This is a genomic window from Vibrio penaeicida, from assembly GCF_002933855.1.
Classification (GTDB): Bacteria; Pseudomonadota; Gammaproteobacteria; order Enterobacterales; family Vibrionaceae; genus Vibrio; species Vibrio penaeicida_A.
On sequence record NZ_BFAQ01000009.1, the window covers coordinates 1 to 22,601 of the forward strand.

The 22,601-nt window shown below is 43.4% G+C and carries 7 protein-coding genes; 4 read left to right on the top strand and 3 right to left on the bottom strand.

The genetic code is table 11. The features are described 5' to 3' along the window. Together VPNCDNU1_RS02930 and VPNCDNU1_RS02935 are read right to left on the bottom strand one after the other, a co-directional pair. Nucleotides 1-3,556, bottom strand: a 3,556-nt coding sequence (locus tag VPNCDNU1_RS02930) for a VCBS domain-containing protein (protein WP_145959431.1), incomplete at its 3' end; no start/stop codon positions are given. 782 nt (nt 3,557-4,338) lie between these two features. Continuing rightward, entirely contained in the window at nt 4,339-16,902 is a 12,564-nt protein-coding gene (locus tag VPNCDNU1_RS02935) for a VCBS domain-containing protein (protein ID WP_104398979.1), read from the bottom strand. Nucleotides 16,903-17,310: 408 nt separating this feature from the next. Here VPNCDNU1_RS02935 and VPNCDNU1_RS02940 point away from each other — a divergent pair, with 408 nt between their 5' ends. The 4 genes from VPNCDNU1_RS02940 to VPNCDNU1_RS02955 all read left to right on the top strand — a co-directional run bounded on the left by VPNCDNU1_RS02940 (nt 17,311) and on the right by VPNCDNU1_RS02955 (nt 21,941). Then, complete coding sequence (locus VPNCDNU1_RS02940) at nt 17,311-18,603, top strand: TolC family outer membrane protein (RefSeq protein WP_101114507.1); 1,293 nt, start codon at nt 17,311-17,313, stop codon at nt 18,601-18,603. Between the two features lie 11 nt (nt 18,604-18,614). Further along, nucleotides 18,615-19,229, top strand: coding sequence for an OmpA family protein (locus VPNCDNU1_RS02945; protein ID WP_104398980.1), 615 nt, complete (start codon nt 18,615-18,617; stop codon nt 19,227-19,229). A 130-nt stretch (nt 19,230-19,359) separates the two neighbouring features. Further along, entirely contained in the window at nt 19,360-19,710 is a 351-nt protein-coding gene (locus VPNCDNU1_RS02950) for a DUF2750 domain-containing protein (RefSeq protein ID WP_104398981.1), read from the top strand. 260 nt (nt 19,711-19,970) lie between these two features. Continuing rightward, nucleotides 19,971-21,941, top strand: a complete 1,971-nt coding sequence (locus tag VPNCDNU1_RS02955) for a GGDEF domain-containing protein (RefSeq protein WP_104398982.1) — start codon at nt 19,971-19,973, stop codon at nt 21,939-21,941. Here the strand turns inward: VPNCDNU1_RS02955 and queC are convergent. Further along, nucleotides 21,895-22,596 carry a 7-cyano-7-deazaguanine synthase QueC gene (gene queC, locus VPNCDNU1_RS02960; RefSeq protein ID WP_104398983.1) on the bottom strand — a complete coding sequence of 234 codons (702 nt, stop codon included), beginning with the start codon at nt 22,594-22,596 and terminating at the stop codon, nt 21,895-21,897. The two genes, VPNCDNU1_RS02955 and queC, sit on opposite strands and share 47 nt — an antisense overlap. Between the last annotated feature and the right edge of the window lie 5 nt (nt 22,597-22,601).

Below are 22,601 nucleotides of genomic sequence, written 5' to 3' on the forward strand. Positions count from 1 at the left end.
CCGTATCTTCTGTGATCTCCACGCCTGGCGCTTCTGGTGCTATCTCATCAATGTCACTGACATTGATAACGAATGTTTGGCTAGATTTGCTGCCGTCTTCTGAGGTTGCAGTGATTTCAATAGTGTGAGAATCAGAGGTTTCGTGGTCGAGAGCGTCGTTTACGGTTACGACACCAGTTTCTGGGTCAATGACGAATAAGCCGTCTGCATCCTCAGTAAGTGAGTAAGTTACTTTTTGACCGTCAGGATCAACAACAAGACCTGTAATATTGACTTCTGTTCCTATTGCCGCATTCTCAGCAACTGTATTATCATTGGCATCTGAATCTGTCACCGCGCCTACATCATCATTAACCGCTTCAACAGTTACTTTCACAGTTGTAGGTTCGCTATCTAGCTTTCCATCCGTGGTTGTATAGGTAATCGTGGCTTCGCCATTGAAGTTTTCGGCTGGGGTGAATACGATTTTCCCATCTACAATCTCAACTGTTCCTTGATTCGCTGGAACTGATGCCTCTTTGATAGATAGAGGGTTGTCTTCTGCATCGGTATCGTTAGCCAATACATCTATGGTTACTGAATTGTCTTCTAGAGTTGTAGCAGTATCTGCGGTAGCAACTGGGGCATCATTGGTGCCTTCAATTGTAATCTTGACTGTTGTTGGAGTACCGTCTTCGGTAAAGACATTGAAGGTGTGTGTTACAGACTCCCCTTCATCTAGGTGATCGTATGCACTGCTTGATTTGAATTGCCACTCACCACTTTTATGAATGTACAACGTTCCGATATCACTTTCGATCGTATCGGCTTTGAATGTGTTATCCGCACCGTCCACGTCTGTGTGCGTTAACGTGCCACTCGTTCTTATAATACCATCGGTTTCTGTTAATGTTTTAGTTGCCGATGTCACTTCAGCAGCGTCATTTGTACCAGTAATCGTTACCGTAACATCAACAATAGTGGTTGCACCTTGAGAATCTTTTACTTCAATTTGATATGTCTCATTGTGCTTATAACCTTCCGGCAGCTTATCTGCGCCTTCAGTGTCTGTGATAACGAATGTATAGCTGCCGTCGGCACGCATTTCAAAATCACCCAGACTTGTGTCTGGTTGAGAAAGAACAGTGAAAGTATGGCTGTCGTTTGCATCAGCATCGTTAACTGTCAGGCTTTTTACTGTTTTTGATGTATCACCTTCAAGTATCCAAATATGTGTTTGCAACTCCACGGAAGGAGCATCGTTAGTACCTTGGATATTAATATCGATGGTTGATTTCGTTCCATCTTCCGTTTCTACGACAAACTGTTCTGTAACTTGATCATTCGCCCCAAGCTCATCCAAAGCAGTGTGAGATTCAAAATTCCAGCTACCGTCTGCTTGAAGCGTCAATACACCATATGTGCCGCTAATAGTGGTCGCTTTAAATGTGTTGTCATTACCATCTGGATCAGTGCTTTCAAGTTGACCACTTGCAGTAAGTACAGAGTCAGACTCCGTCAAATTTGCTACATCGGCAGTCACATCAGCAGGATCATTGCTACCAATAACGGTAATGGTAAGTGAAGTCGTTGTATTACCATCTGCGTCATCTTCAACAGTAACTGGTACCGTGATAACAAGTTCTTGCCCTTCTTTCAGTTCATCATATTCGCTTGCGTCGAAGGTATATGTGCCATCTGAATTAAGTGTTAGTCCTTTCACTACTTCGTTTGTTGTAAATACTAACGATTTGTCAGCAGGGAGATCGACATCCGACGCTTCAATTTGTCCACTAACCGTCGCATCTTCATTGACTGATGCTGTTTCTGCTGTTGCTGTTGGATCATCATTAACAGCCGCAACACCAACATTCACAGTTATCGTATCTGTACCACCATTACCGTCACTTACGATTACAGTAAAGCTGTCGTTACCATTGTAATTTTCGTTAGGTGTATAAGACCAATTTCCGTCAGCATCTACGGTTAGTATGCCGTTAGAAGGTTCTGTTCCTTTTGCAAAAGTTAACACGTCACCATCGGCATCTGTCGCCGTAAGTCTTCCACCAACTTGGGTGTCTTCATTCGTCGACACACTCAAAGAGTCACCAAGTGGGTTCCCATTTTCGTCCGCGATGACTGGGTTATCATTGATATTCTCACCAGTAACGGAGTCTGTTCCTTCCGCTGAAACATTACCTGATGTATCAGTAATGGTGGCATTTACAGTAAGAGTTTCATTTTCACCTGGAGCTGGATATGAGACGGTAATAAACCCAACATCGATTTGTTCTTGGTTGATGATTAGATCGGGTTGCCCAGTGATTTTTAGCGTATCGCCGACTTTAATGCCTTCAGGAAGCGTAATTCTGACATCCACTGTCCCATCGTTTTCATCCGAGGTTAGGATTCCATCATCATTCGCATCGTCCAATATTTGGACAACAGGTGCACCTGTCGGTGTGTTATCTTCAGTAACAACGCTATCACTGCCTTCAGCTGAGGTGTTACCTGCTTGGTCGGTCACCGTCGCCGTGATATTCAGTGATTCGCCATCTTCTGGGCGATCGTATTCAAAAGAAATCGCACCGTTATTGATCATTTCTTGGGTGATAATAGTGTCAGGTTGCCCCGTCACCGAAAGCACATCACCAACTTCTGCATCTGATGGGATACTAACCGTAACAGTGACTTGCCCTTCTAGTTCATCATCCGCGAGCAAACCGTCGTCGTTGAGATCATCTTCAATCGTTACAATAGGTGTAGATGGAGGCGTAGTATCAAGATCAAAGGTGATAGGCGAACTGGTTGAAGTTGAATCACCATTTGGTTTAACAACTTCAGAGGTAACAGTGTAATCACCGTCTGTTGTCAAATCCGTTGCTGGAATAGTCACGACTATTGGAGAGAAACCATCCCAGTCATCAGGAACAGGAACTTCTATAAAGACAGAACCACCAGTAGGTCTTGATACTTCAAGGAAGATAGTATCTTCAATGGTTGTACCTGCAGGAACAGTTACGAGAACATCAACACCATCTTGTGCTTCTTCTGCGTTAACTGAGTTAATAGCTTCTGGGATGGATAAAGTCGGCGCGCCTTCTGGACTAGGCTCTGTCGTAAGTAAAATTCGGTAGGATTCTAATAAAGTTAAACTTTGGGTTCGAGACAGCCCCTGGCTTTCTAGGCTGCCTGTATCAAAGGATGTTTGGGCAATAGACTGAGCACCAACTCGTTCAATTTCTCCAGAAGTCGTTAAGCTCGAACCCGAAGCTGCAGTACCTGCAGCAGCTGCAAATTCATCCCCTAACTGGGTAGGGTCATCACCACCTTCTAACGCAGCAAAGATGTCTTGGATATCTTCATCAAGCTCCAACTCATTCAAGTTCTGATCATTATCAACAATACTTGCTTTTGCGGAACCTTGTTCTTGCACATCATCTGCTGCAAAAACAACTTCTCCTGGAAGTAATGGTGTTCCTTTTGGAACCACTCGAATATTACCTTCTTGATCGATAACAATTAATTGAGTGATACCTGCGATCGCTGATGACAAAAGAGATTGAATAGAATCCATGCTAACCCCAAAGTTATTCGTTGCGCCTTTACAAGCCAGAAAGTATGACGCATTAGATTTTTATTAGTTAATCTAATAATTTACCACCTATATGGAACTAACTCCACAAAACCCATTAGTTGATTCAATATCTCTTTGCAGTCCCTGCGTACTTTATGAGCCAGCTCTCAAAGTTGAGAGCCTTTAAATTACATTTCCAATCATTTTAAACAATTTGAAATTAAATCGATGATTAAACAACCAAATTTGTACTGAAAGTTTATTTTTCTAAAAAATTAATTCCAACACTGACATTTTTAGAAAGAGCTATATTGACAAGTATCTCTCTAATGATCCGTTTTTGCTCTATTCTCGTATGACTGAGAAAATAATTATTTATTATATTTTCTCACAAAAGAGAGCATTTTCTCACTAATGACACGTTTTGTTTTTTCTTGCTTAAGATCTACTTAAGATTTTCGATTCAATCTCATCCACTTGATTATAAATAGATTTTACTTCCCAATCAGAATCAATGCAGTTTCTCACAAATAAGTCAGTTTCTATCTATGTCTTTCGGTCGAGCTATAATGTTCAAAGATTCGTTGTAAACGTAAAGTATTCTTATGTAGGAAACGAAACACCACTTTTATTCATCAATATGTAGTCAGACAAAGTACTAGATAAGTATTAAAAATACTAAAGAAGTATCTTATGTGTACAAATGCGTTTAATTGTTGAATTAGCAGAAATAAAAAAGGGCTGGAGAATTCCAGCCCTTTGAAAATAGGAAATTTATTACATTAGTCCCACTTAAAAGCGTTTTGATTCATAAGTTCATTCACTATTTCACTTGAGGTAGAAGTTAGTGATAAACCATAATCACCAGCATTTCCGATGACTACATCTATAGCCTGAGTCATTCCGGATTCAGGCGTTACAACTAGCTCCAGAGTCGAGCTATCACTAGAAACAGATGCGGAAATATGACCAAGCAGTGAAGAAAGATCATTGCCATCTACTGAATCAGGCAAGATGTCCCTTAAGTCCATCTTATCTCCGATACTGGTATCTGTAGATAAGGTGAAATCAGTAATCTGGTCGTGGCTTGAGGCGCTATCTGTTTCTCCTTTGTACCAGATAAACAAGTCGTTCCCACTGCCTCCAGTTAAAATATCGTTTCCACTACCGCCCACAAGAATATCTGAATCACTATCACCATCAAGAATGTCATCTCCAGATAAACCAAATAAGCTGTCAGATAAGATTCCACCACCGATCGTATTAGCGCTACTGTCACCTATATTATCGCTTACAACCAAGCTCCCGTTATCCAGCATACGTTCAATTTTTTCTTCAGAAGATAAGCTATTTGGAGAGGCGTGGTCCAGTAACTCGCTCAATCCAACATTTTCTAATTCGATGGTTTGAATCACACCACTCACATCACTTATGGTAAGTACACTGCTGCCAGAATTTTCTGAGAGAGCAATATTGGATGCTAACGTAGAAAGCCCTAGCAAGTTATCTGCTTCTACGATTGCGCTAATGTCCAACTGGTCATTGTTAGCATCGAACTCTCGAACTATGTCGTGCCCCGCTGGCGAACTTAATGAGCCAGGTTGCCATACAAAAGAATCTTGAGAAGCAACACCACTCCCTTTCGGATCACCATAAATAATTTCATCTTCATCGGTTGCGATAAGTATGTCATTACCCGTAGTAATAGAACCGCTGAACAACGCACCGTTAACCGTTACAGTCACTGTTTCAGTAGAAATGCCACCATGTGAATCTTCAACTTCAATTGTGAAGGTTTCCGTTTTTGTCACGCCGCTAATAAGGTCAGATGCATTGGGTTTAGTTTCGTCAATAACGTAAGACCACATCCCAGACTGGTCGATACTAAGGTTTCCATATGTTCCGTTCGGATCGGATACAGACCAAAGTAGAGAAGTATTATTTGAGTCGGGATCTGACGCTGTAAGGCTTCCAGACGCTAACGCTGTAAACCCAAGTGTTGTTGTACCTGCAACATTAACAGCAGTTACCGTTGGTGCATCATTTCTACCAGATACTGTAATAACGACGTTTTGGTTAGTTACACCGCCATTTCCATCAGATACTTGCACAGTAAAGGTTTCAGTATCTGTCTCACCTTCTCCTAATGCATCGCTGCCAAGCAACGCATTATTAACGGTGTACTCCCACTCACCTGAAGAGGCATTAAGTGTTATCTCACCGTATTGACCAGTAGCGCTACCAACTAGCGACCAAGAGTGCGTATCCGTTAAATCTTTGTCTGATACGTTCAAGTCACCAGTGATAGTTGAAGCTGAATCTTGAGAAATTCCACCCGATACGTCACCGGTAATTGATGGTGTATCGTTACTTCCTTGTACATCGATTGTTACGGTTTTTGTTACCGTTTCAGTACCGTCAAAAACGCTGATCTGGAAGGTATCTTGTTCTGTCTGTCCAGCAGCCAAATTTTGTACGGCATCCGAACCATTTGCTAGCGTGTAGGTCCATACGCCATTAGCATCTACCGTAATAGAACCATATGTGCCCGTATCACTACCACTCACACTCCAAGTATGTGTGTCGTTCACATCTACATCACTCACGTTCAGATCACCTGTCGCGCTTGACGTTCCGTCTTCGGATGTACTGCCTGTCAGTGGACCACTCACGATTGGAGTATCGTTGGTTCCCTTAACTGTGATTGAAACAGTCTGCGTATCACTCTCGTTATGTTGATCAGACACTTTAATCTGATACTCAATAACAATTTCTTCTCCTGCACCCAGCTCTTGAATGTCGGAATGACTATTGTCCAAATCAAATGTCCATTCTCCACTCTGGTCGATAGACATACTTCCGTATGGAAAATTGTCATTCAGCACCTCCCAGATATGGGAGTCAGGAGTATCTAAGACATCTGGGTCACCGGAGTTGAGCTGACCTGTCACCGTAATTGCAGATTCTTCCTGAGCGGTTGCATCAGTGTCTGACGGAAGGTTACCCACAATAACTGGAGCATCATTTTCACCATTGATGGTGATATTGATGGTCATGGTATCAGTACCGCCGAATTTGTCGGTAACGGTCACAACCGCTGTATCTACAATTGAAGAGCCTTTTCCTAAGCTATTCACGGTTGTGTTGTTGCTGTCGACAACATACTCCCACACGCCTGTAGTAGGGTTAACTGTCATTGTCCCGTATGACGATGCCGTAGTTACACTGTAACTCGTAGTATCTGCTTCATCGACGTCTGCCGTTACCAAACTTCCAGATGCTGTAGTGATTGCCGTTTCCGCAACAACGCCGGTTGCGTCACCAGAAATGACAGGGTCGTCATTCGTCCCCGTAATAGTCACAGTCACAGTTTCACGAGTGGTCACGCCAAAGCTGTCGACCGCTGTTACCACGAAGGTTTCCGTTACAGATGAATCCGGCGAAAGCTTCTCGACATGAGGTTGCCCGTTATATAAGTTGTAAACCCAGTTTCCGGCAGCATCAATCTCGAATGTTCCGTACGTCCCTTGAAGCGCATTAGCCCCTTCTTTTGGTATAAAGGAAGCTGAATCATCAGAATTGGATTCCGTCGCATCCAATTTTCCTGAAGCTGGCGTGCTACTGTTTTCTTCTGCCATTCCAGAAACATCACCAGAAATTACCGGAGCGTCATTGGAACCTGTAACGGTAATTGTGATAGTTTCCGAAGACTCAAGCCCAAGCGCGTCTCGAACAATGACATCAAAAGTTTCTGTAAGCGTATCTGTTTGCCCTAAGTTTTGAACCGTCGCATTACTTTGATCTAGCTGATATTCATAACTTCCGGTAACAGAATTAAGAACCAGCTTCCCGTAAGATCCTTGCTCTTCATTCGCTGCTGTCTCATTCGGCAGTCGCCACTCATGTACATCACCAACGTCAGGGTCACCAGAATTAAGCGATCCAGCGACTTTACCGTCGTCATCAGTATTCGCAATACTACTAGTCAGTTCACCCGTTATGTTTGGTGAGTCATTAGTGCCTGTAATATCAATTTCAACTTGAAGCTTGATTGGATTACCACTTGCGTCAACAGTGGTCTTTCCATATTCATCGACGACAACGACTTCGAAGGTTTCGGTAAGTTTTGCACCTTCTTTTAGTTGATTGACAGCCGCGTTTGAACTGTTGAGGTTATAGCTCCAGTTCCCTGATGAATCAAGGGTTAATGTACCGTATTGACCTTCACCCGTTGGCAAGTGCCATGTTCCTGTACCGAGCCCTGCTGGTACGGTAAGTGTTCCTGAATCCGTTTCCGTTGTTTCTTCAACAACTTGTGCCGTTTCTATAACTGGGTTGGTTACCTCAACGTGATCAGCGCTCCCCACTACATCAATCGTAATAGTTTGGGTATCTGAGTCGTTGGATTCTCCTGAAGAGTCCGTCACTTTTACAGTAAACGTCTCTTGAACAACTTGCCCAGGCTCCAATGCTTGAACCAACGGATCATTGTTATTTAAAATATAGTGCCATTTACCGGTTGCTGGATTGAGTTCCAACGTACCATATGTGCCTTCAAGCTTGTTATCAGGTTCGGCAGTGCCGCCACTATTAATTAAACTCCAAGTATGCGAGTCCGCGACATCAGGATCACTGGCTATTAGCTGACCAGACTCAGAAGTAAGAGAGTCTTCGGTCACAGAGCCAGAGATATCTCCGACAATGTCTGGCTGATCGTTGTTTGGTGCACCACCATCTCCAACTGGCGGGAAGCCAGACCCTTGCACTTTAATAACAATCGGGAAAGGTGCTGACAAACCATCGTCTAGATCTTTCGCTTGGACATAAAATACGTCATCGGCAGTGGCGTTTGTTGCAGGCATTGTTTTTCCTGCATCTAAAGTGTAAATCCATTCACCAGTTGCAGAGTCGATACTTAAGGTTCCGTAGGTCCCATCGCCGTCTACAACAGTCCATTCTTTAACATCGTCAAGAGAATCAACATCTGTGGCAACAACCATACCTTTTGCGGATTCAGACTTCGTTGCTGTGACTGTGCCATCATCATCGCCGCTCACTACAGGCAAATCATTGGTTCCTTTGACGGTTATGGTGAGATCTTTACTCACAATCGCACCAAATTCGTCTTCAGCAAGTACGGTAAATGTTTCTACATAAGTATCGTCCTGACGCAAGCCTTGAACTTGCGGAGAATCATTGTTGATCAAATACTCCCATTGACCATTTTCATCAACAGTCAGCGTACCTAAATTACCCGTAAACGTAGCAGCAGCAAACTTAACTGTATCGACAGTATCCGTATCTGTCCCATCAGCAACATCAATATCGATTTCCTGTATATCAAGATTTCCGGTCAACGAGACACTCGTACCTGAACCACTATCTTCGGTATACGTTGCTGCAACATCACCGATAATTTCTGGCTCATTATTGGTTCCAGCAATCGTAATAGTCAGCGTTTTCTCTACTTTTTCTCCCGCATCATCTTCGACAAATACCGTAAACGTCTCCGTCAAACTTGTGGTTGGTGAAAGCTGTTGAATGGCGGTTGAATTCGCATCATTTAGGGTGTAACTCCACTGACCTGTTGTTGGGTTTACAACAAGAACGCCGTATGTTCCTTCTCCAGCGTTAGGGGGACCTGATATACCAAACTCTGCACCATCATCTTTATCCGGATCCCCCGATTGAAGCTGACCGGAAACAGCGGTTGCTCCATCTTCTGTGATCGTTTTAGACAACTGGCTACCTGAGAGTGTTGGTGCGTCATTGGTGCCTGTGATGGTTATCTCTACTTGAGATTCACTTTGTTGACCAAAGCTATCTGTCGCTCGCACTGTAAACGTATCAGTTGCGGTGTCGCCTTCATCTAATTGGTTCACTGAATTAGATGAATCATTGAGAGTAAACGTCCATTGACCATTGCCATCAATAGAAAGAGAACCATAGCTACCGGATGGGTCGACAACGATCCAGGTATGTGTATCACTCCCATCAGGATCGCCAGACTCTAATGTGCCTGTCGTGGTATTAGGGGTTGGTGGCGTGCCCGTACCTGCAAGCTCTTTTATGCTGCCAGTATCGTCGCCGATAATACTAGGATCTGTGTTGGTCCCCACCACATTGATGGTGATTTCTTGAGTGGTTTTTCCTAAATTACCGTCATCCACTTCAACAATGAATGTATCCTGAGCTATTTCACCCGCGTCTAATTTAAGCGTCGCGTCTTTGGTTGAATCGAGTTGGTATGTCCATTTTCCAGTATTCTCGTCAATGGCAAGCGTCCCGAATGTGCCCGCCGGAGCCAAGACTTTCCAAGTGTGTGTATCCGTTGTATCGATATCAAGTGCGGTAAGCTGCCCCTCCGCTTCTTGCTGACCAGTAGTCGCTTCAATCACTGTGCCCGATATTTTACCCGTTATCGTAGGATCATCATTATTACCCTGAACGGTAATAACAAGGTTCTTCTCTGTTTTCTCTCCATGACTATCCGTTACAGTCACCCGATAGGTATCCGTTAACGTTTCACCTACGGCAAGCGCCTGTACTCGGCTATTCGAATTTGTTAGCACGTAATCCCAATTACCATTGGGATTCATCGTCAATTCACCAAACAGCCCTTTAGGATTCAATACTGCAAACGTGTGAGTGTCATCGGCATCTGGGTCACCATCGAGTAATGTGCCCGATGTAGTCACTTGAGTATCTTCCGTTACTGTGCCTAACAAATCACCATCAAGAGCCGGAGCATCGTTCGTTCCTTTAATCGTCACCACTACTTTTTTAGTGGTTGAAGCTCCCTCACTATCAGTGACTTTCACCCAGTATTCTTCCCGAACAGTGTCACCTGCATCAAGATGGTCAGCTTTGTCATTATCGAGAGTGAATGTCCACCAACCATAAGCATTGACACTGAATGTACCTAAGCTACTAGGATGAGACTGAGTCACTTCCCAAGTATGAGTATCGTTTTGGTCCGCATCGCCAGGTTTTAATCTCTTTGATACAGATAGGGTTCCGTCTTCTGTTACCGTACCCACTCTTGAACCTGTCATACGTGGGATATCATTTGTACCCGTAACTTCAATGGTAATTTGTTTGGTATCTATTCCACCATTACCATCGTTCACGGTTACAGTGAAGAAATCATGTTCTTCCTGTCCTTCAAGCAGTCGCTGCACTCTTTTACTGCTGTTGTTTAGGGTATACGTCCAGTCTCCATTTGCATCAATAGAAATGGAGCCATATTTACCCACGCCAGCATTACTCACCGTCCAAGTGTGAGTATCAATCACATCGGCATCCGCCACATCCAGTGAACCTGTTGTGGTTAGAGTAGTGTCTTCTTTTACGTCCCCAGACTGTGTACCTGAAATAAATGGCTGATCGTTGTCACCCGTTATGGTGATCACAACGTCTTGAGTAATGACGCCATTGTAGTCATCGGTAATTTCAACGGTGAACGTGTGCGTGACTTCCTGACCTTCAGCCAAAGCTTGCGCAGCGGTGTTGTTTATATCGAATTCCCATTCACCGGTCGCAGCGTCAATTTTAAATGTGCCGTAGGTTTGAGTATCGCTACCGAGCAGTTTAAACTCTGTGCTATCAGGTACGTCAGGGTCTTGTATCGCTATCGTGCCTGTTGCTTTTTGAAGTGAAGAGTTATCTTCTTCGACATCACCACTTGTTCCACCGGTTACAGTCGGTAGATCGTTGCTACCAACCACTGAAACTTCGATGGTTTTAGAAACGGTTCCACCTTTCCCATCACTCAAAGTAACAGTGAAAGTTTCCGTTTCCTGCTGATTCTCATGCAGGCTGTTTGATTTCACAGCATCCAACACATACTGCCAGTTGCCGTTGTTGTCGATGGTTAGGTTCCCATATGTTCCCGTTCCACCACCACTAACCGTCCATGTGTGTACGTCAATGGTGTCAACATCTGTAAAACTGATGGCACCGGTAGCGGTCGTTTGAGTGTCTTCGGTGACTGTATCTGAAAACTTACCACCCGTTACTACAGGGGCATCATTGGTCCCCGTTACGGTGACGGTCACTTCCTGAGTATCCGTTGCGCTTCCGTCGCTCACTTGAACAGTAAAGGTTTCCGTCACGGTTTGCCCTTCGGCAAGCGACTGTACGGCAGTTAGTGAATTGTTGATTTGATAGGTCCACTGACCTGTGCCTGAGTCTATCGAGAAACTGCCATAAGTCGGAGAGCCTGTAGTGACGTCTGTCCATGCCATATCTTGGTTTGGATCGGTATCGTTGTCCGGGTCGGTTGCTATCAGAGTTCCTGTTGCAGTTGCACTTGCAGCTACATCCTCTTTAACGGTTCCAGAAACGCCTGTTGTTCCATCAATCACCGGACCATCATTTGTACCTTCAATGACTACGGTAACAGTCGTAGGTGTTCCGTCTTCGGTTGTGACGTTGTAAGTTTCTTCTACTTTGTCGCCAACGTTTAATTCATCAAAGGCATTGCTAGCAACAAACGTCCAGACACCATTAGCATTAATTGAGAATGTACCTATGGTTCCATTAGTTGTGGACGCATTAAATCGATTGTCTGTGCCGTCGACATCCGTGCTGGTTAGAGTACCGCCAGTTGTGAGCGCTGCATCTGTCTCTTGTAACGTTTTGGTCGCGCTGTCTACAACGGCAGCATCGTTTGTCCCCGTTACTTTGATGGTAAGGGTGGTGGTTGCGGTTCCACCCGCTTCATCGGTCACGGTTACAGGCACGACTATTTCAAGTACTTGCCCCGCAGGAAGATAGTCATAGCTAGAGGCATCGAACGTGTAGCTACCATCCGAATTAAAAGTTAGCCCTGTCGCAGTACTGGTGGTACCAAATGTCAGTGACTCCCCTGTAGGCAAATCGATATCAGTTGCCGTCATTTGACCACTGATTGAAGCGTCTTCCTGAACGTTGACCACTTTAGCTTCGGCAACAGGGTCATCATTTGTCCCGGTTATCGTAATGGTAAGAATACCCGTATTGCTAACGGCAGACTGTTCATCCGTCGCAGTGTAAGGAACTTGAATGACCAGAGTTTCGCCTTCCGACAGCGAATCATAGCTGGAAGCATCGAAGCTGTAAGAGCCATCTGAATTGAACGTCAGCCCAGTTGCAGTAGATGTTGTCGTGTAATTCAGAGAAGAGCCAGCAGGAAGATCGACATCTGTCGCCGTCACATTACCAGCAATGCCCGCATCTTCATCCACACCGACAGATGCGTTTTGAGCGACAGGCGCATCGTTTGTGCCCGTGATGGTAATGACGACTTCCTGGGTATCGGTTCCCATCCCGTCACTCACCTGAACAGTAAAGGTTTCAGTCACCGACTGACCTTCAGACAAGGCTTGAACTGCTGGTAGCGTATTATCTATCTGGAACGTCCATTCGCCAGTTCCAGAATCGAGAACAAGATTGCCGTATTGAGATGGATTGGTTGTAATGTCAGACCAAGTGAGATCCGTATTTGGAGCCGTATCATTATCTGGGTCTGTCGCCACAAGTTGACCTGTCGCCACACTGCTGCCCATCGTATCTTCTGCAACACTACCTGTCACACTAATGGTCGAATCAATTACAGGGACATCATTCTGACCGACGATACCTACGGTGACGTCAACAATGGTTACACCACCATCTTCATCTGTGACTTTCACCTGATAGGTTTCGAACAGTTTTTGCCCCTCTTTCAGGTAGTCTGCTGCACCTGGAGTCAGCTCATAAGTCCAGACACCTTCACTGTTGATGACAAACGTACCTACAGCACCAGGGACAGAACCGACGACTTCAAAAGTATGGTTGTCATTATCCAAGTCTTGCACAACAAGATTTTTGACAATTTGTGTCGTTTCATCTTCACTAATCCAGCCACCCAGTCTCTCTTCCACCACCGGAAGATCATTCGTCCCCTGAATCGTGATTTCGACCGTGCTGGTTGCCCCATCGGTAGTAGTGACCGGGTAAGTAAATGTCGCCTCTTCGCCCACTCTTAAATGGTCAAAAGTGCTGCTTGCTGTAAATGTCCAGTTGCCATTTTCATCAATGGTGAACGTTCCGAGTGAATTGGTAACGGAACTCGCGACAAAACTGTTGTCTGGTCCGTCTACATCTGTACTGGTTAGAGTACCGGAGGATGTAAGAACGCTGTCTGTTTCGACAAGCGTAACGGAGTCGGAAGAAACGATAGCGGCATCATTCTGACCAACGATACCAACAGTGACATCAACAATCGTCACGCCACCGTCTTCGTCAGTAACTTTCACCTGATAGGTTTCAAAGAGCTTTTGACCTTCTTTTAAGTAATCCGCCGCACCCGGAGTTAGCTCGTACGTCCACACCCCGTCACTATTGATAGCAAAAGTACCAACGACAGTTGCTGGCGCTCCTACTACTTCAAAGGTGTGGTTATCATTATCTAGGTCCTGAACAACTAAGTTTTTAACGAGTTGCCCAGAGTCATCTTCAAGAATCCAGCCTCCTAAGCGTTCTTCCACAACAGGAAGATCGTTCGTACCCTGAATGATGATTTCAACGGAGCTAGTTGCGCCGTCGGTAGTTTCAACCGGGTAAGTGAAAGAAAGCTCTTCTCCTACTCGTAAGCTGTCAAAGGTCTCACTAGCCGTAAACGTCCAGCTACCGTTCTCATCAATCGTAAATGTACCAAGAGAATTGGTTATGGAGTTGGCAACAAAGCTGTTATCTGGTCCATCTACATCTGTACTGGTTAATGTACCTGACGTAGAAAGTACGCTGTCTGTTTCAACCAGATTTCGAACATCTGAAGAAACAACAGCGGCGTCATTTTGACCTACGATACCGACTGTTACATCAACAATCGTTACGCCGCCATCTTCATCGGTCACTTTCACTTTATAAGTTTCGAAAAGCTTCTGACCTTCTTTCAGATAATCAGCTTTACCTGGTGTCAGTTCAAACGTCCAGACGCCATCCGAGTTAATTTTGAATACGCCAACACTGTCTGCCGGGTCAATTCCGCCGACAACTTCAAAGGTATGATTGTCATTATCAAGGTCTTGAACAATGAGGTTTTTAACGAGTTGCCCAGCATCGTCTTCAAGGATCCAGCCTCCTAAACGCTCTTCAACAACAGGAAGGTCATTCGTGCCTTGAATGGTGATAGTCACCGAGCTTTCCGTACCATCCGCAGTGGTAACTGGGTAGGTAAATGTTTTTTCTTCACCAACTCTTAGATGATCAAACGTGCTGCTTGCTGTAAACGTCCAGTTACCGTTCTCATCAATGGTGAATGTGCCAAGGTCATTGGTAATACTGTTGGCAACAAAGCTATTGTCTGGTCCATCAACATCTGTACTAGTCAGGGTGCCCGAGGATGTTAATACACTATCGGTTTCTACCAAAGTTACCGAATCGGAGGACACGACTGAAGCATCGTTAGTACCAACGATGCCAACCGTAACCTCAACAATGATTTCACCACCGTCTTCGTCAGTAACTTTCACCAGATAGGTTTCAAATAGCTTCTGCCCTTCTTTTAAGTAATCAGCTTTACCCGGAGTCAGTTCAAACGTCCAGACGCCATCTGAGTTAATTTTGAATACGCCGACGCTGTCAGCAGGGTCAATTCCACCCACCACTTCAAAATCGTGATTCGTGTTGTCTGGATCCTGAACAACTAAGTTCTTTACAATTGGTGTAGTCTCATCTTCTTGAATCCAACCTCCTAACCGCTCTTCAACAACAGGAAGGTCATTTGTACCCTGAATCGTAATAGTAACCGTGGTCTCCGTTCCATCTGTGGTGGTTACCGGGTAAATGAAGCTTGCTTCTTCGCCCTGGCGAAGATGATCAAACGCGCCATTTGATGAAAACGTCCAATTACCATTAGCATCAATAGTAAAAGTACCAAAATCATTCGTAATGGTGTTTGCGGTAAAGCTATTGTCTGGACCGTCAACGTCAGTACTGGTCAATGCGCCAGAGGAGGTAAGGACGCTGTTTGTTTCAGTCAGAGTACGAGTATCTGCCGACACAACAGACGCATCATTAGTACCCACAATAGTAATGGTCAGCGTTGTTGTATCAGTCCCGCCGACTTCATCGGTTACCGTTACTACAACTGGTATTTGTAATGTTTGCCCTTCCTGCAGGTAATCGTAACTGCTGGCATCAAAGGTATAAGATCCATCATTATTGAAGGTCAGCCCTTCAATTGTGTCGGTAATAGTGAAGTCTAAAACGCTACCCGCTGGCAGGTCGATGTCGGTCGCGTCCATCTGCCCCGAGAAGGTCTCATCTTCGTTTACTGAGAAAGATCCAGCCTGTGCCACAGGCGCATCATTTGTGCCGGTTATTGTTATCGTTAAAGTACCAGAGCCAGAAGCACCTAAATTATCTGTCGCAGTATAAGGAATAGTAATAACCAGTTCTTCACCTTCAGACAGTGAATCATAACTTGATGCATCAAACGTATAGCTGCCATCGGTGTTAAAAGTTAAACCAACAGCAGTCGACGTTGTTGAGTAAGTCAGGCTTGCTCCAGATGGAAGGTCTGCATCTGTCGCCAATACTTGTCCAACGATAGACGTATCTTCATCCAAAGCAGCATTAAAGTTTTGAGCAGAAGGTAATTGATTGATCGCTGCGATCTGCAAAAGGTTGAGCAAAGAAAGGCTCTGTGTTTCAGATAAACCTTGACTTTGTATTCCAGACGTATCGAAAGATGTTGATGCTAAAACCTGTGCATCTGTTCGTTCGATTTCACCAGACAAGCCAATTGACGATCCGCCAGCACCCCCACCAGCAGCAGGAGCAAGTTCTTCAATTTGAGTCGGATCCTCTCCAGCCTCTAATGCAGCAAATATTTGATCAATTTCTGGGTCTGTATCGAGAGCAATCAGCTCACCATTATCACCAACGATAGAAGTCGCTGGTAAATCGCTCTCTGAGAATAGTAATAACCCACTTTCATCCTGCAGAACGATTTCCCCTGCAAGCAATACCGTATTTGCAGGTACAATTTTGATGTTACCCGCAATATCTATAATTAACATTTTTTCTTGTGATGGGGCTTCGACCCCAGCGGCAGAAGCAAAGTCCACGAGTAATGTGGGGTCTTGACCGGACTCAATTGTCGCCAATATTTGGTCGATATCCGTTGAAAGTTCCGGTTCAACCTCTTTCGTAGGGAGCTCAGCAAGGACAATCTCGTCATCTATAGTTACAAAGACCTCACCGGGTAAAAGTGCATAATCTTCAGAAACAATTTTTAAATCGCCCCGAGCGTCTATTACGATAACTTTACCCAATGCAGACAAGCCCGCAGAAAATAAAGGAGAAAAAGCGGCCATATTTACGACTCCCAGAGAAGCAAACCATCACGCACTAATGACTAATTGCGCGACTTTAAATGAACTGATAAGCGCCGAGATAATAAGCAACTATAATTTATTTAAAAGCTTATAGAATCGATGTTTTTTATTGGATTCTATTTATCTCAACCGATATTATTTGACTATTTTAAGTATATGTATTTATTAACACTTATCAGTTTCAAAAGTGAGAATGACACTATTTAACTTATTGTCTTCGAAAACATTCAATAGCTTATAGAAGACAAATGCCGCAATATGTAGCTCACTCATTTATTTGTATTTTGCATGCATCTCATAAATGAGATTATAATTACGATAAAATACATATAGATAAAGAAATAACTTAACTGGAGAGGTAAAGTGAAAGGACGTTATATAGGTGCCATAGGCTGCTTACTTGCGGGCTCGATCGCCACAAGTGTTTCTGCTCAAACTTTGGAGCAAGCCGTGGCCATTACGCTCGCCACCAACCCAGAACTTAAGAGTGCATTTAGTGACTACATGAGTTATCGAAAAGATAACGAGGCTGCTTCTGGTGCATACCTTCCTAAATTGGATTTGGATGCAGGAATCGGATTTGAGCACGTAAACCCTGCTCCCGAAAACAGCGAAACAACAGATTTAACCAGAAAAGAAGCCACACTAACATTTACTCAATTAATTTGGGACGGTTCTTCAACACTAAATAACATTGATAGAACAGCTGCTGAAGCTGAATCAATGAGGCTTCAACTCCTTGCAAATGCGCAAGACAAAGCGCTTGAAGTTGCACAGATATATCTCGAAGCGGTCAAGTCTGAAGAAATATTGGCGCTATCAGAAAGTAATTTGGCAGTCCACAAGAAGATATATAAAGATATAAAGCGCAGAGCGGAATCGGGAATTGGTTCTGTTGCCGATGTATCTCAAGTTGAAGCGCGTATAGCAAAAGCACATGGTAACTTGCTTGCAGCTCAAAACAATATCTTTGATGCTCACACTCAATTCACACGTTTAGTTGGTCAAACGCCACAAGGTTTGATTTTCCCACGTGCTGATGAAACCTCTATACCTCTTACTTTTGAAGATGCCATAAATCACGCATATCAGAGTCACCCTGTAATAAAGATAGCGATTTCAGATGTCGATGCTGCACGCTTCCAATACGATCAATCTAAAGGCGTAAACTACCCTACGTTTTCATTTGAAGCTTCGGGTACTTGGCGTGAAGATGCTGGCGGCGTACGTGGTCAAGCTGATGAAGCAAGTGCTATGCTTCGTATGCGATACAACCTATATAATGGCGGTTCTGATACTGCAAACTCTGAACGTGCCGCATACCAGTTGAATAAATCGAAAGATTTACGAGACAGAACCTACCGTACTATCAAAGAGAGCTTACAACTTTCTTGGAGTGCACTGGACCTGACTTTACAACAAAAAGAGTTTTTGGCTGACCACGTAGATTCTGCTGCTGAAACCGTTATTGCTTACGAAAAGCAATATCGAATCGGTAAACGTACTCTTCTCGATTTGCTGAATACCGAGAATGAATTGTTTGAAGCCCGTAAAGCGTACATTGATGCTCATTATGCCGAACAGTCAGCTAAATATCGTGTAATGAATGCCTCTGGCGTACTGCTTGACTCTCTTCTGGTTGAAATTCCAGATGAGTGGAAAGAATCTGTAGAATATTAAGGTTGAAGTTAATGAAGTTTCTAGCAATAGCGTGTTCCGCTCTGCTTGCGTTATCTTGGCAAGTTCATGCTAATCAGAACGATGAATACGACTACATCGAAATGCCCAAATCTGATCAGGTCGCAGATCTTAGCGACGACGATTATGATGGAGTGGTTAATGCTCGTGACCTATGTACAGGCACACCACGGGGATCTCAAGTCGATAACGATGGGTGCGAGACATACATCGAGTCAGAAGAGAAAAAGCAGCTTAAAGTATTGTTTGCAAATGATTCCGATGTAATTACACCTGCATTCATTACCCAAATTAGAACCATGGCTGAGTTTCTAGATGCGTACCCTGAAACTTCTATAGAACTGCAGGGGTTTGCAAGCAAAACGGGTAACGCAGAACACAACCTAGATTTGTCGAAAAGACGCGCTAAGGCTGTGAGAGAGTCGTTAGTTAGCTATGGTGTTAGCCACACTCGTATCAAAACAATCGGTTTTGGTGATTCTGTACTGGATGATTTAGGTGAAAGCCAGGTTAGCCATGCGCTAAACCGCCGCGTAGTCGCCACTGTAGTAGGTTATAAAGGTTCCGTTATCAACGAGTGGAACATATTTACTACTAAGAAAAAATAACGGTCTATATCCGAATAGAAGCCAGATTCTAACGAATCTGGCTTTTTTTTATTTTTCCATCTTTACCGTGTCAAAATACGTGGAAAGTGCTACCCTTTCGGCGAATTTATTAATCTTATTGGATAACCCGATGACAAAACTAACTTCAGACATCGAATCTAACCTAAAACTATTCGTTGAAGAAACCAAGCAGACCAAGTTGGTTTGGGGCTTACGAAATGAAGAGGGTTGGCTAGCTTGCGATTCAACAGAGTTTGAAAGCAGTGAAGTAATGCCATTCTGGTCTTCTCGTGAAGATGCAGAATTACACAATGTTGAAGAATGGGCCGATTTTGAAGTATTGGAAATCCCATTAGATATTTTTGTCGAAGACTGGCTGATCACACTAGCTGAAGATGGCGTCTTAATTGGAACAAATTGGAATGCAACTTTGGAAGGTAAAGAATTAGAACCTTCGGATCTCGCGAAGCTCTACCTTTAACAGATAGTCACTGTTCAAAAATTTTAAGCCTGGCAATTTAATATCGCTGGGCTTTTTTACATTTTAAAAACGTCTAATTCCTATTGCAAAGATAATGATTTTAGATAGGTTAATTCCTGTTATTTTCGGCTCACTTCACTAATTCAGTTTTTCTTTTGCACAAATCTCATTTTCTGTTTCAAAAGGTGACATTTGTACTATTTTCATATGTCTGCATACGTACAATAACTCCCTTATTCAATATTCACTCGGGAGCATAAGTGAGAAAGAGCAATCTCCTCGCTAGTATTATCACCGCACTTGTCACCTTTACTGCTTCTGCGTTTGATCGCGAGAGCTGGAATGAGCTGTATGCTAATCAATTAAAAACTAACGAACATGCTGCATTAATGATGCTTCAAGAGCGTCATATCATACTTCCTGACAATGCTGAAAAGCTCTATATCTCGACGCAAATTTTCCGATTTTATTCTATCCGTAAACAGCCTTACTACAGCCAATTACCGGATGTTCCAACCAGCTTCGACAAATTTCAACACACGCTAATTGAAGCACTCAACGACGAAGCAAGTGGTAACAACCAGGCTTCTTATGCCAAGCTTAAAAACTTGATTAATCAAACCAAGGTAACTCACGACTATCAAAGCCGTACATTAATTGAATACCAGTTGTGCTTACTACTCAGCCGAATGGGCGAACACCACAGTGCGAAATTTTACTGCGCTTCCGTCGTCAGCCACTTAGAGCAAATGGAAGACCCATTTATACCTCTTAGGGTTGCTTACCGCTTACTCGCTAACAACTATTCGTACCTCGGAGATTATAAAACGGCTTTAGACAAATACTTTGAAATCATTTCAAACTCCAAGCCTTACCATGATAATTCAGGGAATTATAATGATATAGGCAACCTTCTTGTTGATATGGGCAGATACGGCGAAGCCGAAACGTACCTTTTAAAATCACTTGAATTGCGAAGCGAGCCAAACACTTTACCACTAGCGCAAGCTCAGATAATGCACAACCTCGGTAATTTTTATCTCACTACTGACCAGTTTGATAAATCGCAGCAGTTTTTCCAAAATTCATTGGAAATATTAAAGGAGCTCGATCATCAGTACGGAATCGCCCTTTCCTACATAAGCTTAGGCAAACTCAATACAAAATTAGGTCATCATGATTTAAGTAACGCTTACCTTCATCAAGCAATGGATATGGCCGCCGAGCAAAATAACCGTGAAATGAAGATTAAAATAGCGTTGAGCCTCAGTGAAGAATACCTCGCGAGAAAGGTTTACAATGTAGCAATTGAATATGCAGAAACCGCTGCAAAAATTGCTCAAAATGATGAATTGCCTTTATTTGAAGCTTCAGCACATTCTTTACTTTCACAAATATATGAGCAGACAGGCGGGTATGGGAAAGCGTTAGAGCATTACAAACAGTTTCATTCACTCGAAATCAATAAGCGTGACATCGAAAATCAAAACGCTTTTGAAGCCTTAGATTTAAGTAAAAGTAAATTAGAAGAGGAGCTTCAAAATTCGAAGTTGGTTTTGAAAAATACCGAACAAAAACACCAGCTAGATAATCTAACGCAGCGTGACATGATGAACAGAATGTTTATGGTTGTTCTGTTTTTTATTATTGGGGGCATCTTGTATGCCAATAAAAGAACAAGACAGACCGCCGAAAAAGACTCTCTTACACATACATTCAACCGATTAACTATCCTAGATAAAATCCGCAGGCACCCGCAATCCTCTTCAAGTAACCACAAACACGTTTTAGTCCTTTTTGATTTAGATAATTTTAAAGATATTAATGATAGCTATGGTCACCCAACTGGGGACATCGCGTTGAAGCACGTTGCTAAAACAATTATGGAACAGCTCGAAGAAAAGGACTGCATGGGAAGAATTGGAGGAGAAGAGTTTTTAGTTTTATTGAGCGACGTTTCGGAAGATCAAATTTGGCACCGCGTAGAAAAAATGCGAGAGACAATTGAAATCAGTCATTTTATGTCGGAAGATCATCAGTCACTAAGTTTAACAGCGAGCTTTTCTTATCTGGCAACATCAGAAAAGCTCAGTGACTTTGATATTTTGTATTCGATACTAGATCAAGCGTTATATCAAGCTAAAACAAATGGCAGAAACTGTATTGTCGATGCGTATACCGACCCTATTGATAACGTTCCTCACCCTGCTTCGAAACCAATGACTGCATAACGGACTCTCGATTATCTAAATACTCATTCAGCCCAGCCGAGCGTAAATCACAGGAAGGGCAATCCCCACAACCATCACCAACAACCCCGTTGTAACAGGTCAGAGTGCTCTGGCGAATAAGATCAAGTGCCTTGTATTGATCGGCCATTGCCCACGTTTCGGCCTTATTCAACCACATCAACGGGGTTTTAATCTCTAGAGTTTTATCCATACCGGAGACAAGCGCTTTGTTCATCGCTTTTACAAACTCATCGCGGCAATCAGGGTAACCAGAAAAGTCCGTTTCACATACCCCAGTAATAATAGTTTCTGCCCCAATCTGATAAGCGTAAATACCAGCTAGCGTGAGGAAAAGGATGTTTCTACCGGGAACAAATGAATTAGGTAACCCATTGTCTTGCAGTTCATGTGAAACTGGAATGTCATCACGAGTTAGGGAACTGATTGCTAGCTCGTTCAGTAAATTTACGTCCATAACTTTATGAGCCGCAATCTTTAAATCACTTGCTAGTTTCTCTGCCACTTCAATTTCAAGCTTATGACGCTGACCATAATCAAAAGTAATCGCGTGTACTTCATCAAATTCTTCTATCGCTTGAACAAGACAAGTTGTGGAGTCTTGACCACCACTAAAAACGACAACGGCTTTTTTCATATTAC